This is a genomic window from Proteus sp. PR00208 (assembly GCF_016238545.1).
Classification (GTDB): Bacteria; Pseudomonadota; Gammaproteobacteria; order Enterobacterales; family Enterobacteriaceae; genus Proteus.
In genome coordinates, this window is the sequence record NZ_JAEHQE010000001.1 from 387,162 (window position 1) to 403,265 (window position 16,104).

At 37.8% G+C, this 16,104-nt stretch carries 16 protein-coding genes; 11 read left to right on the forward strand and 5 right to left on the reverse strand.

The window, feature by feature from the left end:
* Nucleotides 1-355 precede the first annotated feature (355 nt).
* The 11 genes from btuC (at nt 356) to JEP36_RS01880 (ending at nt 11,414) form a co-directional block, all read left to right on the forward strand.
* Nucleotides 356-1,372 carry a vitamin B12 ABC transporter permease BtuC gene (btuC, locus tag JEP36_RS01830; RefSeq protein WP_198625557.1) on the forward strand — a complete coding sequence of 339 codons (1,017 nt, stop codon included), beginning with the start codon at nt 356-358 and terminating at the stop codon, nt 1,370-1,372.
* 1 nt (nt 1,373) lies between these two features.
* A complete protein-coding gene (locus tag JEP36_RS01835; protein WP_198619634.1) occupies nt 1,374-2,123 on the forward strand; it encodes a vitamin B12 ABC transporter ATP-binding protein BtuD in 750 nt (249 codons plus the stop codon).
* Between the two features lie 133 nt (nt 2,124-2,256).
* Nucleotides 2,257-3,402, forward strand: coding sequence for a UDP-4-amino-4-deoxy-L-arabinose aminotransferase (gene arnB, locus JEP36_RS01840; RefSeq protein ID WP_109372452.1), 1,146 nt, complete (start codon nt 2,257-2,259; stop codon nt 3,400-3,402).
* Nucleotides 3,403-4,383, forward strand: a complete 981-nt coding sequence (arnC, locus tag JEP36_RS01845; RefSeq protein ID WP_198619632.1) for an undecaprenyl-phosphate 4-deoxy-4-formamido-L-arabinose transferase — start codon at nt 3,403-3,405, stop codon at nt 4,381-4,383.
* Nucleotides 4,383-6,365, forward strand: coding sequence for a bifunctional UDP-4-amino-4-deoxy-L-arabinose formyltransferase/UDP-glucuronic acid oxidase ArnA (gene arnA, locus JEP36_RS01850; RefSeq protein WP_198629810.1), 1,983 nt, complete (start codon nt 4,383-4,385; stop codon nt 6,363-6,365). Before arnC ends, arnA begins: the two co-directional genes overlap by 1 nt.
* Nucleotides 6,366-6,374: 9 nt before the next feature.
* The gene (gene arnD, locus JEP36_RS01855) at nt 6,375-7,268 is read left to right on the forward strand and encodes a 4-deoxy-4-formamido-L-arabinose-phosphoundecaprenol deformylase (protein ID WP_198629811.1); all 894 of its coding nucleotides are present in this window, start codon (nt 6,375-6,377) and stop codon (nt 7,266-7,268) included.
* 7 nt (nt 7,269-7,275) lie between these two features.
* A complete protein-coding gene (gene arnT, locus JEP36_RS01860; RefSeq protein ID WP_198629812.1) occupies nt 7,276-8,940 on the forward strand; it encodes a lipid IV(A) 4-amino-4-deoxy-L-arabinosyltransferase in 1,665 nt (554 codons plus the stop codon).
* The gene (arnE, locus tag JEP36_RS01865; protein WP_198629813.1) at nt 8,940-9,281 is read left to right on the forward strand and encodes a 4-amino-4-deoxy-L-arabinose-phosphoundecaprenol flippase subunit ArnE; all 342 of its coding nucleotides are present in this window, start codon (nt 8,940-8,942) and stop codon (nt 9,279-9,281) included. The genes arnT and arnE overlap by 1 nt, the downstream gene beginning before the upstream one ends.
* Entirely contained in the window at nt 9,278-9,676 is a 399-nt protein-coding gene (gene arnF / locus JEP36_RS01870; protein WP_198619629.1) for a 4-amino-4-deoxy-L-arabinose-phosphoundecaprenol flippase subunit ArnF, read from the forward strand. Before arnE ends, arnF begins: the two co-directional genes overlap by 4 nt.
* A 149-nt stretch (nt 9,677-9,825) precedes the next feature.
* Nucleotides 9,826-10,317: a C40 family peptidase gene (locus tag JEP36_RS01875; RefSeq protein ID WP_036937364.1), complete on the forward strand. Its 492-nt coding sequence runs from the start codon at nt 9,826-9,828 to the stop codon at nt 10,315-10,317.
* A 77-nt stretch (nt 10,318-10,394) separates the two neighbouring features.
* Complete coding sequence (locus JEP36_RS01880) at nt 10,395-11,414, forward strand: lipoate--protein ligase A (RefSeq protein ID WP_198629814.1); 1,020 nt, start codon at nt 10,395-10,397, stop codon at nt 11,412-11,414.
* A gap of 93 nt (nt 11,415-11,507) precedes the next feature.
* Here the strand turns inward: JEP36_RS01880 and JEP36_RS01885 are convergent, their stop codons facing one another.
* From JEP36_RS01885 to JEP36_RS01905, 5 genes are all read right to left on the reverse strand, one after another.
* Nucleotides 11,508-11,876, reverse strand: a complete 369-nt coding sequence (locus JEP36_RS01885; RefSeq protein ID WP_069369334.1) for a helix-turn-helix domain-containing protein — start codon at nt 11,874-11,876, stop codon at nt 11,508-11,510.
* A 527-nt stretch (nt 11,877-12,403) separates the two neighbouring features.
* Nucleotides 12,404-13,198, reverse strand: a complete 795-nt coding sequence (locus tag JEP36_RS01890) for a heme ABC transporter ATP-binding protein (protein WP_198619627.1) — start codon at nt 13,196-13,198, stop codon at nt 12,404-12,406.
* Entirely contained in the window at nt 13,195-14,199 is a 1,005-nt protein-coding gene (locus JEP36_RS01895; RefSeq protein WP_198619626.1) for a FecCD family ABC transporter permease, read from the reverse strand. The genes JEP36_RS01890 and JEP36_RS01895 overlap by 4 nt, the downstream gene beginning before the upstream one ends.
* A complete protein-coding gene (locus JEP36_RS01900) occupies nt 14,199-15,014 on the reverse strand; it encodes a heme/hemin ABC transporter substrate-binding protein (protein ID WP_198619625.1) in 816 nt (271 codons plus the stop codon). Before JEP36_RS01900 ends, JEP36_RS01895 begins: the two co-directional genes overlap by 1 nt.
* Nucleotides 15,015-15,029: 15 nt before the next feature.
* The gene (locus tag JEP36_RS01905) at nt 15,030-16,079 is read right to left on the reverse strand and encodes a hemin-degrading factor (RefSeq protein ID WP_198619624.1); all 1,050 of its coding nucleotides are present in this window, start codon (nt 16,077-16,079) and stop codon (nt 15,030-15,032) included.
* Nucleotides 16,080-16,104 lie beyond the last annotated feature (25 nt).

Genomic DNA, 16,104 nt, shown 5'->3' on the forward strand with positions numbered 1-16,104 from the left:
TTCTTTGAAAGCCGTTTTTTTATCATAATTGTCTGTATTTAATTTTGATGATAAACGCATTAGGATGTTTATATTTATCGATATAGTCTGAATGGATATTTCTATTTGGATGGAAGGTTTTTATTTTTTCGTTATCTTTCTTTTTATTCTCATTTCTTATTTTGACTCTTTCTTTTCATCTCTTGCCTATATCAACACTGTGATAGTTAATTCCAATTTTTTCTCCATTATTAGAGACTGGCTTACATGTTCTAAATTTAGTTTTTCATCATTGAATACGAACATGTTATGTTGCTAAAAAATTATTTTATAAATAAAAACAGTAAGAGCCGTTGTTGCATGGATAGGGAATGAAATGAATAAAGAAAAAGAAATAAATCCTCTGATTAAATTTACTAAAAGACAACGCATTGACGACAGAAAAAAGCTGTTTCTAATGACATTAGTATTATGTTTCTTGTTTGTTTTTTCCCTCTCTGTTGGTGAGATTACGTTATTTCCACATCAATGGTTAACAGATGAAGCCCATTTATTTGTTTGGCAGATCCGTTTACCAAGAATACTTGCAGTAGTGGCTGTTGGTGCCAGCCTAGCAATTGCAGGCGCTATTATGCAGGCACTATTCCAAAATCCACTCGCAGAGCCAGGATTACTAGGAGTAAGCAGTGGTGCGGGAGTGTGTGTTGTATTAATCATTGTTTTACAAATTGGTTTAAGTCCTTGGTTAATAAGTAGTGCGGCGATACTCGGTGCATTAGGGATCACTCTCTTATTAATGTTTTTTACTCGCATAAGAAAACTGTCTAATGCTCAGTTACTATTAATTGGTGTGGCATTAGGTGTTATGGCAAGCGCGATAATGACTTGGCTGGTTTATTTCAGTTCAGCTTTGGATTTAAGACAATTAATGTATTGGTTGATGGGGAGTTTTAGTGGCATTGATTGGCGTCATCAAATCTTATTTTGGACTCTTATTCCTATTGTCTTAATTCTTATTCTACAAGCTGATGTTCTTAATTATTTATCTTTGGGTTCATTCAGAGCAAAGCAATTAGGTATATCCGTTAATCAATGGCGAAATTGGTTTATTTTAGCCGTTGGGTTATTGATAGGGCTGAGCGTTGCTTTAGCGGGCGCTATAAGCTTTGTAGGGCTTGTTGTACCGCATTTATTAAGACTATGTGGAATAACCCATTATAAAACGTTATTACCCGCGTGCGCGCTTGCTGGTGGCGGATTATTATTGCTTGCTGATCTGCTATCTCGCTTGATTTTAAATGGTGCAGAAGTTCCGATAGGAGTGATTACAGCAACGCTTGGTGCGCCTTTATTTATCTGGTTATTGGCAACAAAAGAGATGGGGCGTTTGTAATATGGCGTTACTTAAACTTGAGAATTTAAGTGTTAATAATCGACTTAACGCATTTACAGAACAAGTAAATTATGGCGAACGTGTTCACTTAATTGGCGCAAATGGCGCGGGAAAGAGCACACTTTTAATGGCAATCGCAGGAGAGCTTCCATTTAATGGTGAAATCATTCTAAACGAAACTTCAATAAGACATTATAAATATGATGATCTTTCTAGAATGCAGAGCATTGTTATACAACAATTGGAAGCTTTGTCATTTATGCCTGTTTTTCATTATCTCTCGCTATATCATAAATTGTCGAAAATGGATGTTCAGCAATTAAATATGCTGTTAAATGATTTTAAAATTGACAAATTATTGTCAAAAAACATTCATCATTTATCAGGAGGCGAATGGCAAAGGGTTAGAATTGTTGGTGCATTTATCCAATTATGGTCAAGTTATGATTTAAAAGGAAAATTAATATTACTTGATGAACCAACGAATAATTTAGATGTCGTACAGTTGGCAATTTTGGATAAATGGGTTGATAAATTTTGCCAACAAGGTGGTGCCGTTATTATGAGTACACATAATTTGAATCATTCTTATCAAAAAGCAGGCAGAGTTTGGCTCATAAAAAATGGATATTTGGTTAATTCTGGCGCATCTGCACTCTTATTGGACGAAAAATTATTATCAACTACATTTAATTCAAATATCAAGTGCATCAATGATGTTGATCATATTGATTGGCGGGTTTTGCAATAATATGACTATTGTTAAGCTTATCCCCAAGTAATTATTAAGGATTTTTTAATGTTTTCTTAATAAGACGGATGTCGGTGAACAATAGTTTGTATATAATTGTTTTTTATTCATTCATTAACTAGGCTACATTTTTATGAGTCACTTCCTTCCTTTCTCTCGCCCTGCGATTGGCGATGAAGAAATCAAAGCCGTTGAGGATGTACTGCGTTCAGGTTGGATTACAACAGGCCCTCAAAATCATCAATTAGAGCAAGATTTTTGTGAAAAATTTGGTAGCAAACATGCTATCGCAATTTGCTCTGCCACTGCGGGTATGCATGTTGTTTTAATGGCGATGGGAATTGGCGCTGGTGATGAAGTTATCACACCATCACAAACTTGGGTTTCGACGATGAACATCATCACATTACTTGGTGCAGAGCCCGTGATGATTGATGTTGACCGTGATACTTTGATGGTGAGTGCAGAAGACGTCAAAAAAGCAATTACACCTAGAACGAAAGCAATTATTCCGGTTCATTATGCGGGTGCACCTTGCGATCTTGATGCATTAAGAAAAGTTGCACAAGATGCAGGCATTCCTCTTATTGAAGATGCAGCGCATGCTATTGGTACTCGCTATAAAAATGAATGGATTGGTGAAAAAGGAACCTCTATTTTCTCTTTTCACGCGATTAAAAATGTAACTTGTGCAGAAGGCGGATTAGTTGTTACTGATAATGACGAATTAGCCAATAGAGTACGTTGCTTAAAATTCCACGGTTTAGGGGTAGATGCCTTTGATAGACAAATTCAAGGTCGTAAACCTCAAGCAGAAGTTGTTGAACCTGGCTATAAATACAACTTATCTGATATTCATGCAGCGATTGCTGTGGTGCAATTAGGGCGTTTAGATGAAATGAATGCTAAACGTGCTGAGTTGGTTGCACTGTATCGTGAAAAACTCAAAGATTCTCCATTAGAAATGTTGAGTGTCCCTGAATATTCACATTTACATGCAAATCACCTGTTTATGGTGAGAGTTGATAAAAATGCCTGTGGTATCGATCGTGATGCTTTTATGGAGAAATTGAAGCAAAAAGATATTGGTACAGGGCTTCATTTCCGCGCAGCGCACACCCAAAAATATTATCGTGAGCGCTATCCTTCTTTATCCCTTCCTCAATCAGAATGGAACTCTGCAACGTTATGCTCGCTGCCGCTGTTTCCTGATATGAGTAATGAAGATGTTATTCGCGTTGTAGATGCGATCAATGAAATTCTTTCGGAGCATATTTAAGTGTCAACATTTGATGAAATCAAGAAAGTATCGGTTGTAATCCCCGTTTATAACGAGGAAGAGAGCCTTCCTCAGCTTTTAGAACGTACAATTAAAAGCTGTAAACAATTAGGACAAGAATATGAACTGATCCTTGTTGATGATGGTAGTAGCGACAATTCAGCTAAGATGTTAGAAGAAGCGGCTGCCATTGAAGAAAATCACGTTATTGCAATTATTTTAAACCGTAATTACGGCCAACACTCCGCAATTATGGCTGGTTTTAATCAGGCTGATGGTGATTTAGTGATCACATTGGATGCTGATTTACAAAATCCACCTGAAGAGATCCCAAGACTTGTCGCGACTGCTGAAGAAGGGTATGACGTTGTCGGAACTCGTCGTCGTAACCGCCAAGATTCATGGTTTCGTAAAACCGCTTCAAAAATGATCAACTCAATGATCACTAAAGCAACGGGTCGCTCTATGGGAGACTACGGTTGTATGTTGCGTGCTTATCGTCGCCATATTGTTGAAGCGATGTTACAGTGTCACGAAAGAAGTACATTTATTCCAATTCTTGCGAACACATTCGCTCGTCGTACTATTGAAATTGATGTTGCACACGCAGAGCGTGAATATGGCGATTCAAAATACAGTTTTTTAAAGCTGATTAATTTAATGTACGACCTATTAACTTGTCTAACCACGGCACCATTACGTTTATTAAGCATTGTCGGCAGTGTGATCGCTGTATCTGGCTTTGTCTTAGCTTTACTGTTGATTATTTTACGTATTATTTTCGGTGCAATGTGGGCTGCTGAAGGTGTATTCACACTTTTTGCAATCTTATTTATGTTTATCGGTGCGCAGTTCGTTGCAATGGGCTTATTAGGTGAGTATATAGGCCGAATTTATAATGATGTAAGAGCGCGTCCTCGGTATTTTATCCAAAAAGTGGTTGGTATTAATAAACCCAACGAAGATCAGGAAAAAGACTAATGAAAGCAATAGTATTTGCCTATCACGATATTGGCTGTGTTGGTTTGAAAGCACTTGAAAAAGCAGGTTATGATATTCAGGCTGTATTTACCCACACTGACGATCCTAATGAAAATCATTTCTTCTCATCTGTTGCTCGTGTGAGTGCAGAAATGGGATTGACAGTATTTGCACCTGAAAATGTCAATCACCCATTGTGGATTGAACGTATTCGTGAAATGAAACCTGATGTCATTTTTTCTTTCTATTATCGTCACATGTTAAGTGATGAGATCCTGAATTTGGCACCAAAAGGCGCGTTTAATTTACACGGTTCTTTATTACCAAAATATCGTGGCCGCGCACCAATTAATTGGGCGATTGTGAACGGTGAAACAGAAACGGGTGTTACTCTGCATAAAATGACAGCGAAAGCTGATGCAGGTGATATCGTTGCTCAAGAAAAAGTCACTATTGCAGATAATGATACTTCTCTGATTTTACATGAAAAAGTAAGAGAAGCCGCTGATAAGTTACTTTCTAACGCGTTGCCACATATTGCATCAGGTGATTATTCAACAACTGCACAAGATGAAAGCCAAGCAACTTATTTTGGCCGTCGTTGCGCTGATGATGGTTTAATCGACTGGAATGCAGATGCAAAAACAGTCCACAACTTAGTACGTGCTGTTACAGAACCATACCCAGGTGCATTCACTTTCTTAGGTGAACGCAAAATGATTATCTGGCGTTCACGCGCTATTGCTGATAATCAAGGCAAACGTCCTGGTACTGTCATTTCAACAGAACCTTTAGTGATTGCGTGTGCGAAAGGTGCAATCGAAGTTGTTACTGGCCAAAGTGAAAATGGTCTTTATGTTCAAGGAAGTCGTTTAGCGGCAGAAATGGGCATTGTGACTGATGTTCGTGTTGGACCCAAAGCAACGGCACAAGTAAAACGTCGTAAACGTGTTCTGATTTTAGGTGTGAATGGCTTTATTGGTAACCATTTAACAGAGCGTCTATTGAAAGATGATAACTATGATATTTATGGTATGGATATCGGTTCTTCTGCAATTGAGCGCTTTATTGGTAATCCACGTTTCCACTTTATTGAAGGTGATGTGAGCATTCATACAGAATGGATTGAATACCACATTAAAAAATGTGACGTTATTCTGCCATTAGTGGCTATTGCAACACCAATTGAATATACCCGTAATCCATTACGTGTATTTGAATTAGACTTTGAAGAAAACTTAAAAATTGTACGTTATTGTGTTAAATATAATAAGCGTATTATTTTCCCATCCACATCAGAAGTTTATGGTATGTGTGATGATAAAGAGTTTGACGAAGATAATTCACGTCTGATTGTTGGCCCAATCAATAAACAACGTTGGATTTACTCTGTATCTAAACAGTTATTAGACCGAGTTATTTGGGCTTATGGCGCCAAAGAAGGTCTTAAATTTACGTTATTCCGTCCATTTAACTGGATGGGACCTCGTTTAGATAACTTAAATTCAGCACGTATTGGTAGCTCTCGTGCAATCACACAATTAATTCTGAACTTGGTTGAAGGTTCTCCAATTAAATTGGTTGATGGTGGTGAGCAAAAACGTTGTTTCACTGATATTAATGACGGTATTGAAGCTTTATTCCGTATTATTGAAAACCGTGATAACAAATGTGACGGCCAAATTATCAATATCGGTAATCCAACTAACGAAGCAAGTATTCGCGAATTAGCAGAAATGCTGTTAGATTGCTTTGAAAAACATGAGTTACGTGGTCACTTCCCTCCATTTGCAGGCTTCAAGAAAATTGAAAGTAGCAGTTACTATGGTAAAGGCTACCAAGATGTTGAACACCGTAAGCCAAGCATTAAAAACGCAGAGCGTTTATTGGATTGGAAACCAAGTATTGAAACTCGCCAAACAGTAGAAGAAACATTAGATTTCTTCTTACGTGGCGCAGTTGAAGAATTAGGCACTAAATAGGAATAAATAATGAAGAAAGTTGGTTTGAGAGTTGATGTGGATACTTATCAAGGAACGAAACAAGGTATTCCACAACTGCTGGATGTATTTGCCAGATATAACATTCATGCCAGCTTCTTCTTTAGTGTGGGTCCAGATAATATGGGGCGCCATTTATGGCGCCTTTTAAAGCCTAAATTTTTATGGAAAATGCTGAGATCTAATGCTGCATCACTGTACGGCTTAGATATTTTATTAGCAGGAACAGCATGGCCGGGTAAAAAAATTGCTAAAAATTTAGGTTATTTGATGAAAGAAACCCAAGATGCGGGACATGAAGTTGGATTGCATTCATGGGATCATCAAGGCTGGCAAGCAAAAGTCGGGCGCTGGTCAACAGAAGAATTAATGCAACAAGTTCGTTTAGGTGTTGAAGCACTGGAAAAAGCACTTGAAAACCCTGTAAAATGTTCGGCAGTTGCTGGATGGCGAGCAGATGAACGCGTATTAACAGTGAAAGAAACTTTTCAATTCGATTACAATAGCGATTGTCGAGGAACGCATCCTTTTAGGCCCATTTTAGAAAATGGTTCTATCGGTACGGTGCAAATTCCAGTAACATTACCAACTTATGATGAAGTTGTTGGTACAAAGGTAAAGGATGAAGATTTTAATCAATTTATTATTGATGAAATCAAAAAAGACAGTGGAATACCTGTTTATACTATCCATACCGAAGTTGAAGGAATGTCAAAAGCCGCTCAATTTGAGCAGTTACTGGCAATGATTGCAAATGAAGGCATCGAATTCTGTCCGTTAAGCGATTTATTACCACTAGATAAAGAAACGCTTCCGATGGGTAAAGTTGTTCGATCTGACTTTCCAGGTCGAGAAGGCTGGTTAGGGTGCCAACAAGAGGTCTAACGAAACTATGTTGAATAACCGGGCGAGTAAAATCGGGGCCATCCTCTTGGCTCTTTTTTTTGTTCTTACCTACTTATTTCCATTGAACAGCCGGTTATTATGGCAACCAGATGAAACCCGTTATGCGGAAATTAGCCGTGAAATGGTGGTGAGCGGGAACTGGATTGTTCCTCATATGCTCGATATTCGCTATTTTGAGAAGCCCGTAGCAGGTTATTGGATCAATAATGTTAGCCAATTAATTTTTGGCCACACCAATTTTGCTGTACGTTTTGGCTCAGTTATTTCTATTCTCTTAAGCACATTACTTGTCTATTTATTGGCAAGAATGATGTGGCGTAACCGCCAAGTTGCCTTTGTTTCTAGTTTAATCTATTTATCCATGTTCTTAGTGTTTAGCGTAGGTACTTACAGTGTATTAGATCCTATGTTGGCACTTTGGGTTACCGCAAGTATGGTTTGCTGTTTTTGGGCGCTTAAAGCTACCACAGTAAAAACACGAATATTGGCGTGGATAACATTAGGGCTTGCATGTGGTATGGCATTTATGACCAAAGGATTTTTAGCGTTAGCTATTCCGGTCATTGTTATGATACCTATCACGCTGTATCAAAAACAATTTACGCAAATGTTGCTCTATGGCTTACTTGCCGTATTTAGTGCAGCATTAATTAGTTTGCCGTGGGCATTGGCTATTGCTAAGGCAGAGCCAGATTATTGGCACTACTTCTTCTGGGTTGAACATATTCAGCGTTTTTCGGGTGAAGATGCTCAACATAGTTCTCCATTTTGGTACTACATTCCTGTTGTATTACTCGGCGTTATACCGTGGCTTGGTCTATTGCCTGGAGCATTAACTAGCGCATGGAAGAAAAGACGTAAGCGTCCTGAATTATTTTTCTTATTATGCTGGTTTGCCGTTCCATTCTTATTTTTTAGTATTGCGAAAGGTAAGCTACCGACGTATATGCTGCCGTTTATGGCGCCGCTAGCAATGCTAATGGCGAAATATGGCGTAGATTGTGCACGCAAATTTAGAATGAAAGCGCTGCGTATAAATGGTTATATCAATATCTTTATTGGTGTTGCTGTTGTTATCGCTATTTTAATTATCCAACTCGCTTCTTCAAAACCTATATATATGCCATATGAATGGTCTAAATGGGTATTAGCTATAGTGGCATTTTCATTATGGGGCATTATTGGTTATCTTTGCTCTACACTTAATGGAAAACACTGGTTATGGGCGGCGTCTTGTTCGCTAGGCGTTAGCTTATGTATCGGTCAGGCAATACCAAATAGCAGCGTAGATGGAAAGTTACCTCAAGAATTTATTCGCCAAAATATAGAGACATTAAACGCAAGCAAATACATTGTGAGCAATAGTGTTGGTATCGGCGCGGGATTAGCGTGGGAATTACAGCGTAGCGATATTTACCTTTATGAAAGAACAGGCGAATTAACTTACGGTGTTGAAGAGTACCCTGATTCTCAGCATAAATTAATTAAGCCTGATAATTTTGCTCAGTGGTTAGAAGAAGCAAGAAAAGAAGGGAATGTTTCAGTTGTTATTACCTTTAAAGATCCTAAGAAACTAGCACAATTACCAAGACCTGAAGAGCTGGTGACAAACCATCGAGTTGCTATTTTAACTTATGAGAAGCGTAATTAATGTCATTTGTTTTATTGCTGATCGTGAGCTTTTTGACCTGCATAGGGCAAGTTTGTCAAAAGCAAGCGGTGGTTAGCTGGCAAAGTGACTCATTAACAAAAGCCAGAAAAACGATTTTCTGGCTTTTTATTGCCATTGCAATGCTTGGTTTGGGGATGTTGTTTTGGTTACGATTATTACAAATTCTGCCTCTTAGTATTGCTTATCCTATGTTAAGTATTAACTTTATTGTGGTGACATTAATTGGCCAGTTTGTTTATAAAGAGCCCGTTAATGTAAAACATTGGATTGGTATCGCGTCAATTATGATTGGTATTATATTGATGAGTATACAAGTATGAAAGGCTATCTATGGGCAATTGGAAGCGCATTATTAGTGACGGCAGCTCAATTGTTGCTAAAGTTTGGTATGTCTGAATTACCAGCTTTACAGCTAGAAAAACAGTGGGTTGATTTTTCATGGTTGTGGGCCAATGTAACGCCACTCGCTATCGTGTTTGCTGGCCTTGTCGGTTATGTTCTTTCTATGGTTTGCTGGCTATTCACTTTACGTACCATTCCTTTAAATAAAGCCTATCCGCTGATCAGCTTGAGTTATGTGTTTGTTTATATTCTTGCAGTGATATTGCCTTGGTTTCAAGAAACACCATCATGGACAAAAACAGCGGGTGTAGCATTTATCATGGTCGGAGTGTGGTTAATAAGCCAAAAAACGAAAGAAGCACAATCACATTAACTTAATGATTGCAGAATTTATTTTCTGATCCCTGTTGTTAATTGTGCGATTTATTCTACCAATCATCACTCATTCATCTTCAATAACTTGTTTTTGCTTAAAAAAGCAGATAGATTTTAAAATCTATGGTAATAACAATGGTGGATGCAATGAGAAAGTCCGTTTTTTATCCTTTCTTACTCTGTATTATTCTGCTGGCTGGGTGTTCATCTAGTCCGTCTAAGCGTATTCCACCAGCGCCTCCCTTAAAAACACAACTTTCCGATCCCATCATGGTGATAGTGCAATTAAAATCGCAACTTGAGCAATGGTATGGTACGCCTTACAGCTATGGTGGAATGACGCCTTCTGGTATTGATTGTTCAGGCTTCGTGTATAAAACTTACAGTGATCGTTTTGATATAAAACTTCCTCGAATGACCATTGATCAAACCAAATATGGTACACAAATCAGTAAAAGTGATTTAATGCCTGGTGATTTGGTTTTCTTCAAAACGGGCGGTGGTGAAAATGGGCTTCATGTCGGTATTTATGATACTGATAATACATTTATTCATGCATCAACTAGCAAAGGAGTAACTCGTTCATCCCTTGATAATGTCTATTGGAAAAAGACATTTTGGCAGGCTCGCCGATTGTAGTTTCGTGCCATTTAACAGCCTAATATATTGAGAGTTATGGTATCTTATACCTTATTTTCTTCATATAGGTATTCCTTATGTCAGGCAAATTGCGTCTGTTAATTTCCGAGTCTTATGATCCTTGGTTTAACCTTGCTGTTGAAGAGTGTATTTTTAGACAAATGCCCGCTGATCAACGCGTACTTTTTCTTTGGCGTAACGATAATACGGTAGTTATTGGTCGAGCACAGAATCCATGGAAAGAGTGTAATACCCGTAAAATGGATGAAGATGGTGTGAAATTAGCTCGCCGTTCAAGTGGTGGTGGGGCTGTTTTCCATGATCTTGGCAATACCTGTTTTACCTTTATGGCAGGAAAGCCAGAATATAATAAAACAATTTCAACTCAAATTATTCTTGATGGATTGTTAAAAGCGGGCATTAATGCTACGGCATCAGGACGTAACGATTTGGTGGTTCCTCAAGATGATGGTGAAAGAAAGGTTTCTGGATCAGCCTATAAAGAGACTAAAGATCGTGGTTTTCATCATGGTACATTATTAATAAATTCTAACTTATCTAGACTAGCTAATTACCTCAATCCAGATCCGAAAAAACTTCAAGCTAAAGGTATCACTTCTGTTCGCTCTCGAGTGGCTAATTTGATCGAGCTTCAACCTAATATTACCCATGAAAAACTTTGTGAAACTATCACTGAAAGCTTTTTTGAATACTATGGTGAACGAGTAGAAGCAGAGATTATTTCACCGCAAAAATTACCTGATTTACCCGGTTTTGAAGAAACTTTCACTAAACAAAGTAGCTGGGAATGGAATTTTGGACAAGCACCTGCATTTTCACATCTTTTAGATAATCGTTTTAAATGGGGGGGCGTTGAGCTGCATTTTGATATTGAGCGTGGCAACGTTATTAGAAGTCAAATATATACAGACAGTTTAGATCCTGCGCCATTAGAAGCATTATCAGAGATGTTGGTAGGGCAACGTTACACACCTGAGTCTCTAAAAGCGCTTATTGAGCAACTCATTCAGCGATATCCTAATAATAAAATAGAGCTTAACGAGCTTCAAGAATGGCTTGTGACAGCGATAGCGTAATTTTTATCAATGTTAGAAAACGATAAACAATAAGCATAAAAACCAGCTAAAAAGCTGGTTTTTTTCATGAAGAATACTGTGATGTGAAATTGATTAGTGATTTTCACATGACATAAAGCAATGAGTGTCTGGCATTTTGCCATTTTCTCTAAATTTAGCGGGTGTAGTATTGAAATGCTTTTTAAAGATACGTGTAAATGTTGCTTGAGAGCTAAAACCATACATTAAAGCGATATCTAGAATAGACATATCTTTTTCTTGTAATGATTTAGCAGCTTCTAATAAGCGACGTTTACGAACATATTCGCCTAATGTGCAGCCTTTAAAATCTTTAAAAATGCGTTGCAAGTGCCACTTAGAGTAGCCACTTTTATTTGCAATCGTATCGATTTTTATACCTTCGTTACGTTGTAACTGGGTTTCTAACCATTTCAGAATATCATTAACGACATTTTCAGCCATAAAACCTCCCACAAAAATGGTGGGGACACAGTGCCCAAGTAAATAGAATAGTAACGTATGTTATTTATAACCTATTTTAAGCATGGGGAAAATAACAGGTAGGCAAAAAGTGCTTTTCGTGATTGATAATCATTATCACAACGATAGGCGTGACTTATATAGTTTAAGTAAAGTTCAGTTTGCTGAATATTTCTAATTAAAAATGATATTTTGTATGACTTTTACTTTGTTGAATTTATTGATTTATTTTTTTAACTTAATAGTTCTGTTATACCTTTTATTTGTCGCTCTGTTATGCTTTTTGGTGTGAAACGCAAGCTAATCATTGATTAAGGTGTATTTGAAATTCAATTTATTTGACTGAGTATCGAAAAATTAAAATAAGATTTATTAATCAATTAATGTGATATTACCTTCACCATTTTATTTTCAATTGATAAGTTTATTGATAATAAATTAACTAAGCCACCTATTAGAAAGTAATGCTAAAAGGTGGCTTGGTAATAAAAATTTAGGTGGTGCTCTTTTTAGGGGCGTAGAAAAACTTGAGGATATAAATGTTCTGGATGAGTATTAACACTCACATCTGCGCCATACCATTTTTGTATATTTTCTGTTGTGAGTACGCTGTGTGGTGTACCTTCACAAACTAACTTTCCTTGATGCAGTAATAAAATTCTATCAGCATAAAGAGACGCTAAATTAAGATCATGCAAAACACAACACACCATAAGATTTTGTGTTTTTGCCAATTTTTTTAATAAACGTAAGCTGTGTTGCTGGTGGTAAAGATCAAGTGCGGAGGTTGGTTCATCAAGGAACAATACGGCTTCTTGTGGTGTAGGGTGCCATAATTGCGCTAACACTCTAGCAAGTTGTACTCGCTGTTGTTCTCCTCCCGATAATTGACGATAGTCTCTATCTTTAAATTTTAAACAGTCTGTTTGGAGTAGTGCGGTTTCAATTGCCATTTTTTTATGTTGCTGCCCATGAGGTGTTCTTCCCATAGCAACCACTTCTTCGACTGAAAATGAAAATGAAAGCTGACTATTTTGTCGCATAACAGCACGGTTTTGCGCTAATTGCTGGCTATTCCATTGTGAATAGTTTTTTTGTTTAAAATAACATTGACCTTGTGTTGGTGTTGTATAGCCTGTTAATAAGCGTAATAGCGATGATTTTCCTGCGCCATTAGGGCCAATAATGGTAACTAATTCCCCAGCATTAAACGAAAGCGACACATCATCAATAATGGTCTTATTGCCGATTCGGTAAGTTAAATTATTTCCATAAAGTAATGGCGTGTTTTGTTTTTCAATCATGACATTCTTCCTGCGGGTTGTCGTAAGATCAGCCAAAGGAAATAAGGACCACCAATTAATCCTGTAATGAGCCCCACAGGGATTTCTGCTGGAGATACCAATGTTCGTGATAATGTGTCAGCAGCGAGTAATAGTGTCGCACCACCTAAAATAGTGGCAGGTAATAGCCATACATGATTACTCCCAATGCGCATACGAATAAGGTGCGGAACAACAAGTCCAATAAATCCAATAACACCACTCAGTGCGACAGCACAGCCAATTAAAATGGCGCTAAGAAGTAACAAAATAAACTTGGTTCTTCTCACATTTAGCCCTAAGTAATGCGCTTCTTCATCACCAAGTTGTAATAGGTTTAATTTATGGCTTTGCCAACATGCCAAAATGCTGACAGGAATGATCACAATGGTTGCAATAGATAAAGTTTTCCAGTCAATCTGGCTTAATGAACCCATCATCCAAAGTGAGAATTGACGTAACTGTTGGTCGGTACTGATGTAACTTAATACACCAATAAAAGACATACATAGCGCATTGATAGCAATACCGGCAAGCAATAACCGCGCTAAATTACCATCACTTAATTGATGCAATGAGAAGATAATCATTGCCACAATTAAACCGCCAATAAAGGCGGCAACAATATGACTGTAAAATGCAAAGGCTGGCGAAAAAGAGAACGGTAGAATAATCACAATGGCAACCATTAGTGCTGCACCGCTACTAATACCAAGTAAACCAGGATCAGCTAATGAGTTTCTAAATAATCCCTGCATTATTGCGCCCGATATTGCTAAAGCTCCTCCAACAAGAATGGCTAATAATACGCGAGGTAGACGGATATCTAGCCAAATTTGCCATTCCATATCATCAAAAGAGCTATTCCATAATGTATGAAACGAAAGGGCTAATGCACCGCTATTCACAGAAATTAATGTAACCGTAGTGAGTAAAAAGAGTAAAACTAAAATACTCATCCACGGTGAACGAAAACGAGACATTATTGCTCCAACGCTTGACGAATTTGATGCATGACTTCTGGTGTTGAAAGGGTAAAGCCTAATAATCCCATGTCATCAACAACAACATAATGCTTGTTTTTACCCGCTGGTGTGTATTTTATGCCAGGTAACTCCCATAGTTTTTCAATTCCGCCAATACCTTTAATACCTTCTTTGGTTACTAACAAAATATCAGGTTGGCTTGCAATAACACCTTCTTGAGAAAGTGGGCGATAGCTTGTAAACCCTTGCATGGCGTTTTTACCGCCGACCAGTGAAATAATGGTATCCGCAGCTGTATTTTGACCCGCAGCCATTGGAACAACACCACCATGACTCATGATATAAATGACTTTCTTATTGATAGGAGTGGTTGAAATTTGCTTAATAGAGAGGGCGAGTTTCTCTTTTAGTTGATTGCCTTCTTGTTCTTTATTTAAAACCGTCGCAATGGTGTCTATTTTTTCATTAATGGCTTCTAATGAATGTGTACCTGTAATCGTTTTAACAGCAACTCCAGCTTCTTTAATACGACGTAATGCTAAAGAAGGGCGAGCGAGTTCACTGGTAATGATCAACGTTGGTTTGACAGATAAAATTCCTTCTGGGTTTAGCATTCGCATATAACCCACATCAGGAAGTGTTTTCACTTGTTCAGGAACTAAACTGGTGCTGTCTCTTGCAATAATCTGCTCGCCTGCACCTAATGCGAAAACAATCTCTGTGATATCACCACCAATGGTTACGATACGTTCATTGGCAGAGCTAATGAACGACATGACGCTACACAGGATCAAAAGAAGCCATTTTTTCATTAAATAATTCTCCGATTAGGCGATTTTAGTGAGGGTATTCACTTGTTCACGCCACTGTAGTTGCTCAGCAGTACCTTCAGTGCGTTGTCCGTAGAGTTGAGCAATTTGCTGTCCCTTGTTATCAAAGATTTCAAGGCTGGTAACAAACCCATCTTGAGTTGGTTTACGTGTTACCCAACTCTCTGCAATTTCACTTTCAATTAAATGAAGTGTAAAAGCAGGATTGAAAACGTTGATCCAAACTTGCTCACTATTTTCAAATTGATGCGGTACTAGACGATCAATTTGGCCTGTAAAAATTTGTACACAGCCACGGCTACCGACAAATATCATGATCTCGTTTTGCGCTTCTTTAGCGAGCTCTAATAAGGTTTTCAGCGCGTTGTTATCAACTTGATAAGCAAGGTCATCAGGAACCGCTTTGAATGCTTGTTGACGACTTAAGTTATTTTCTTTTAGTAATTTGAAGAATTGGTGAACGTCAGTCATTGAACGCCATTGTTGTTCAAGTTGTTCCGCTAATTCATTACTAACAGGCGTGTTTGAGTATGGTTCAACAGGAGTGATATTTAGAACGGGGTTTTCTTCAGATAAAAATGCTTGAATAAGTGCATTCCATTCATCCATATTCGTGTTATCTGTTGCATAGACTTTATGTAATGCATCACCATGCATATCAAAGAATTGAATGCTATAACGCGTTCCTTTTGATGTTTCTTCGGTAAGTGCAAAAATACTTGACCAATAAGCGAAGAAAAAGCGTAAATCCATTGCACGCGGATTTAAGATTAACCCTGCGTGATCGTTAAAACGGGCATTTGTGTATTCACCAAGGTGTTCATGAACAGCAATATCATTACGAGTAATCGCTTTGACTTCACCTACTTTACTCAATGCTTTTAATAATTCTTGTACATCATTGCGTAGACGCTTTGCATCGTGTCCTACACGGGCATGAGTGAGTTCGGCTTCACTGACATTTAAGTAAGTAGCGAGATCTCGTGCATATGAAGCTTTTTTGTCCGCTTTAGCTTGCAGGTAGCTCTCATAAAGAGGTTTATTCACAGAAACTCCTATTATATCGTTGATT

Excerpts from the sequence above, each read along its gene's own strand:
- btuC (WP_198625557.1), top strand. The coding sequence starts at position 356 with ATGAATAAAGAAAAAGAAATAAATCCTCTGATTAAATTTACTAAAAGA.
- JEP36_RS01835 (WP_198619634.1), top strand. The coding sequence starts at position 1,374 with ATGGCGTTACTTAAACTTGAGAATTTAAGTGTTAATAATCGACTTAAC.
- arnB (WP_109372452.1), top strand. The coding sequence starts at position 2,257 with ATGAGTCACTTCCTTCCTTTCTCTCGCCCTGCGATTGGCGATGAAGAA.
- arnA (WP_198629810.1), top strand. The coding sequence starts at position 4,383 with ATGAAAGCAATAGTATTTGCCTATCACGATATTGGCTGTGTTGGTTTG.
- arnD (WP_198629811.1), top strand. The coding sequence starts at position 6,375 with ATGAAGAAAGTTGGTTTGAGAGTTGATGTGGATACTTATCAAGGAACG.
- arnT (WP_198629812.1), top strand. The coding sequence starts at position 7,276 with ATGTTGAATAACCGGGCGAGTAAAATCGGGGCCATCCTCTTGGCTCTT.
- arnE (WP_198629813.1), top strand. The coding sequence starts at position 8,940 with ATGTCATTTGTTTTATTGCTGATCGTGAGCTTTTTGACCTGCATAGGG.
- arnF (WP_198619629.1), top strand. The coding sequence starts at position 9,278 with ATGAAAGGCTATCTATGGGCAATTGGAAGCGCATTATTAGTGACGGCA.
- JEP36_RS01875 (WP_036937364.1), top strand. The coding sequence starts at position 9,826 with ATGAGAAAGTCCGTTTTTTATCCTTTCTTACTCTGTATTATTCTGCTG.
- JEP36_RS01880 (WP_198629814.1), top strand. The coding sequence starts at position 10,395 with ATGTCAGGCAAATTGCGTCTGTTAATTTCCGAGTCTTATGATCCTTGG.
- JEP36_RS01885 (WP_069369334.1), bottom strand. The coding sequence starts at position 11,876 with ATGGCTGAAAATGTCGTTAATGATATTCTGAAATGGTTAGAAACCCAG.
- JEP36_RS01890 (WP_198619627.1), bottom strand. The coding sequence starts at position 13,198 with ATGATTGAAAAACAAAACACGCCATTACTTTATGGAAATAATTTAACT.
- JEP36_RS01895 (WP_198619626.1), bottom strand. The coding sequence starts at position 14,199 with ATGTCTCGTTTTCGTTCACCGTGGATGAGTATTTTAGTTTTACTCTTT.
- JEP36_RS01900 (WP_198619625.1), bottom strand. The coding sequence starts at position 15,014 with ATGAAAAAATGGCTTCTTTTGATCCTGTGTAGCGTCATGTCGTTCATT.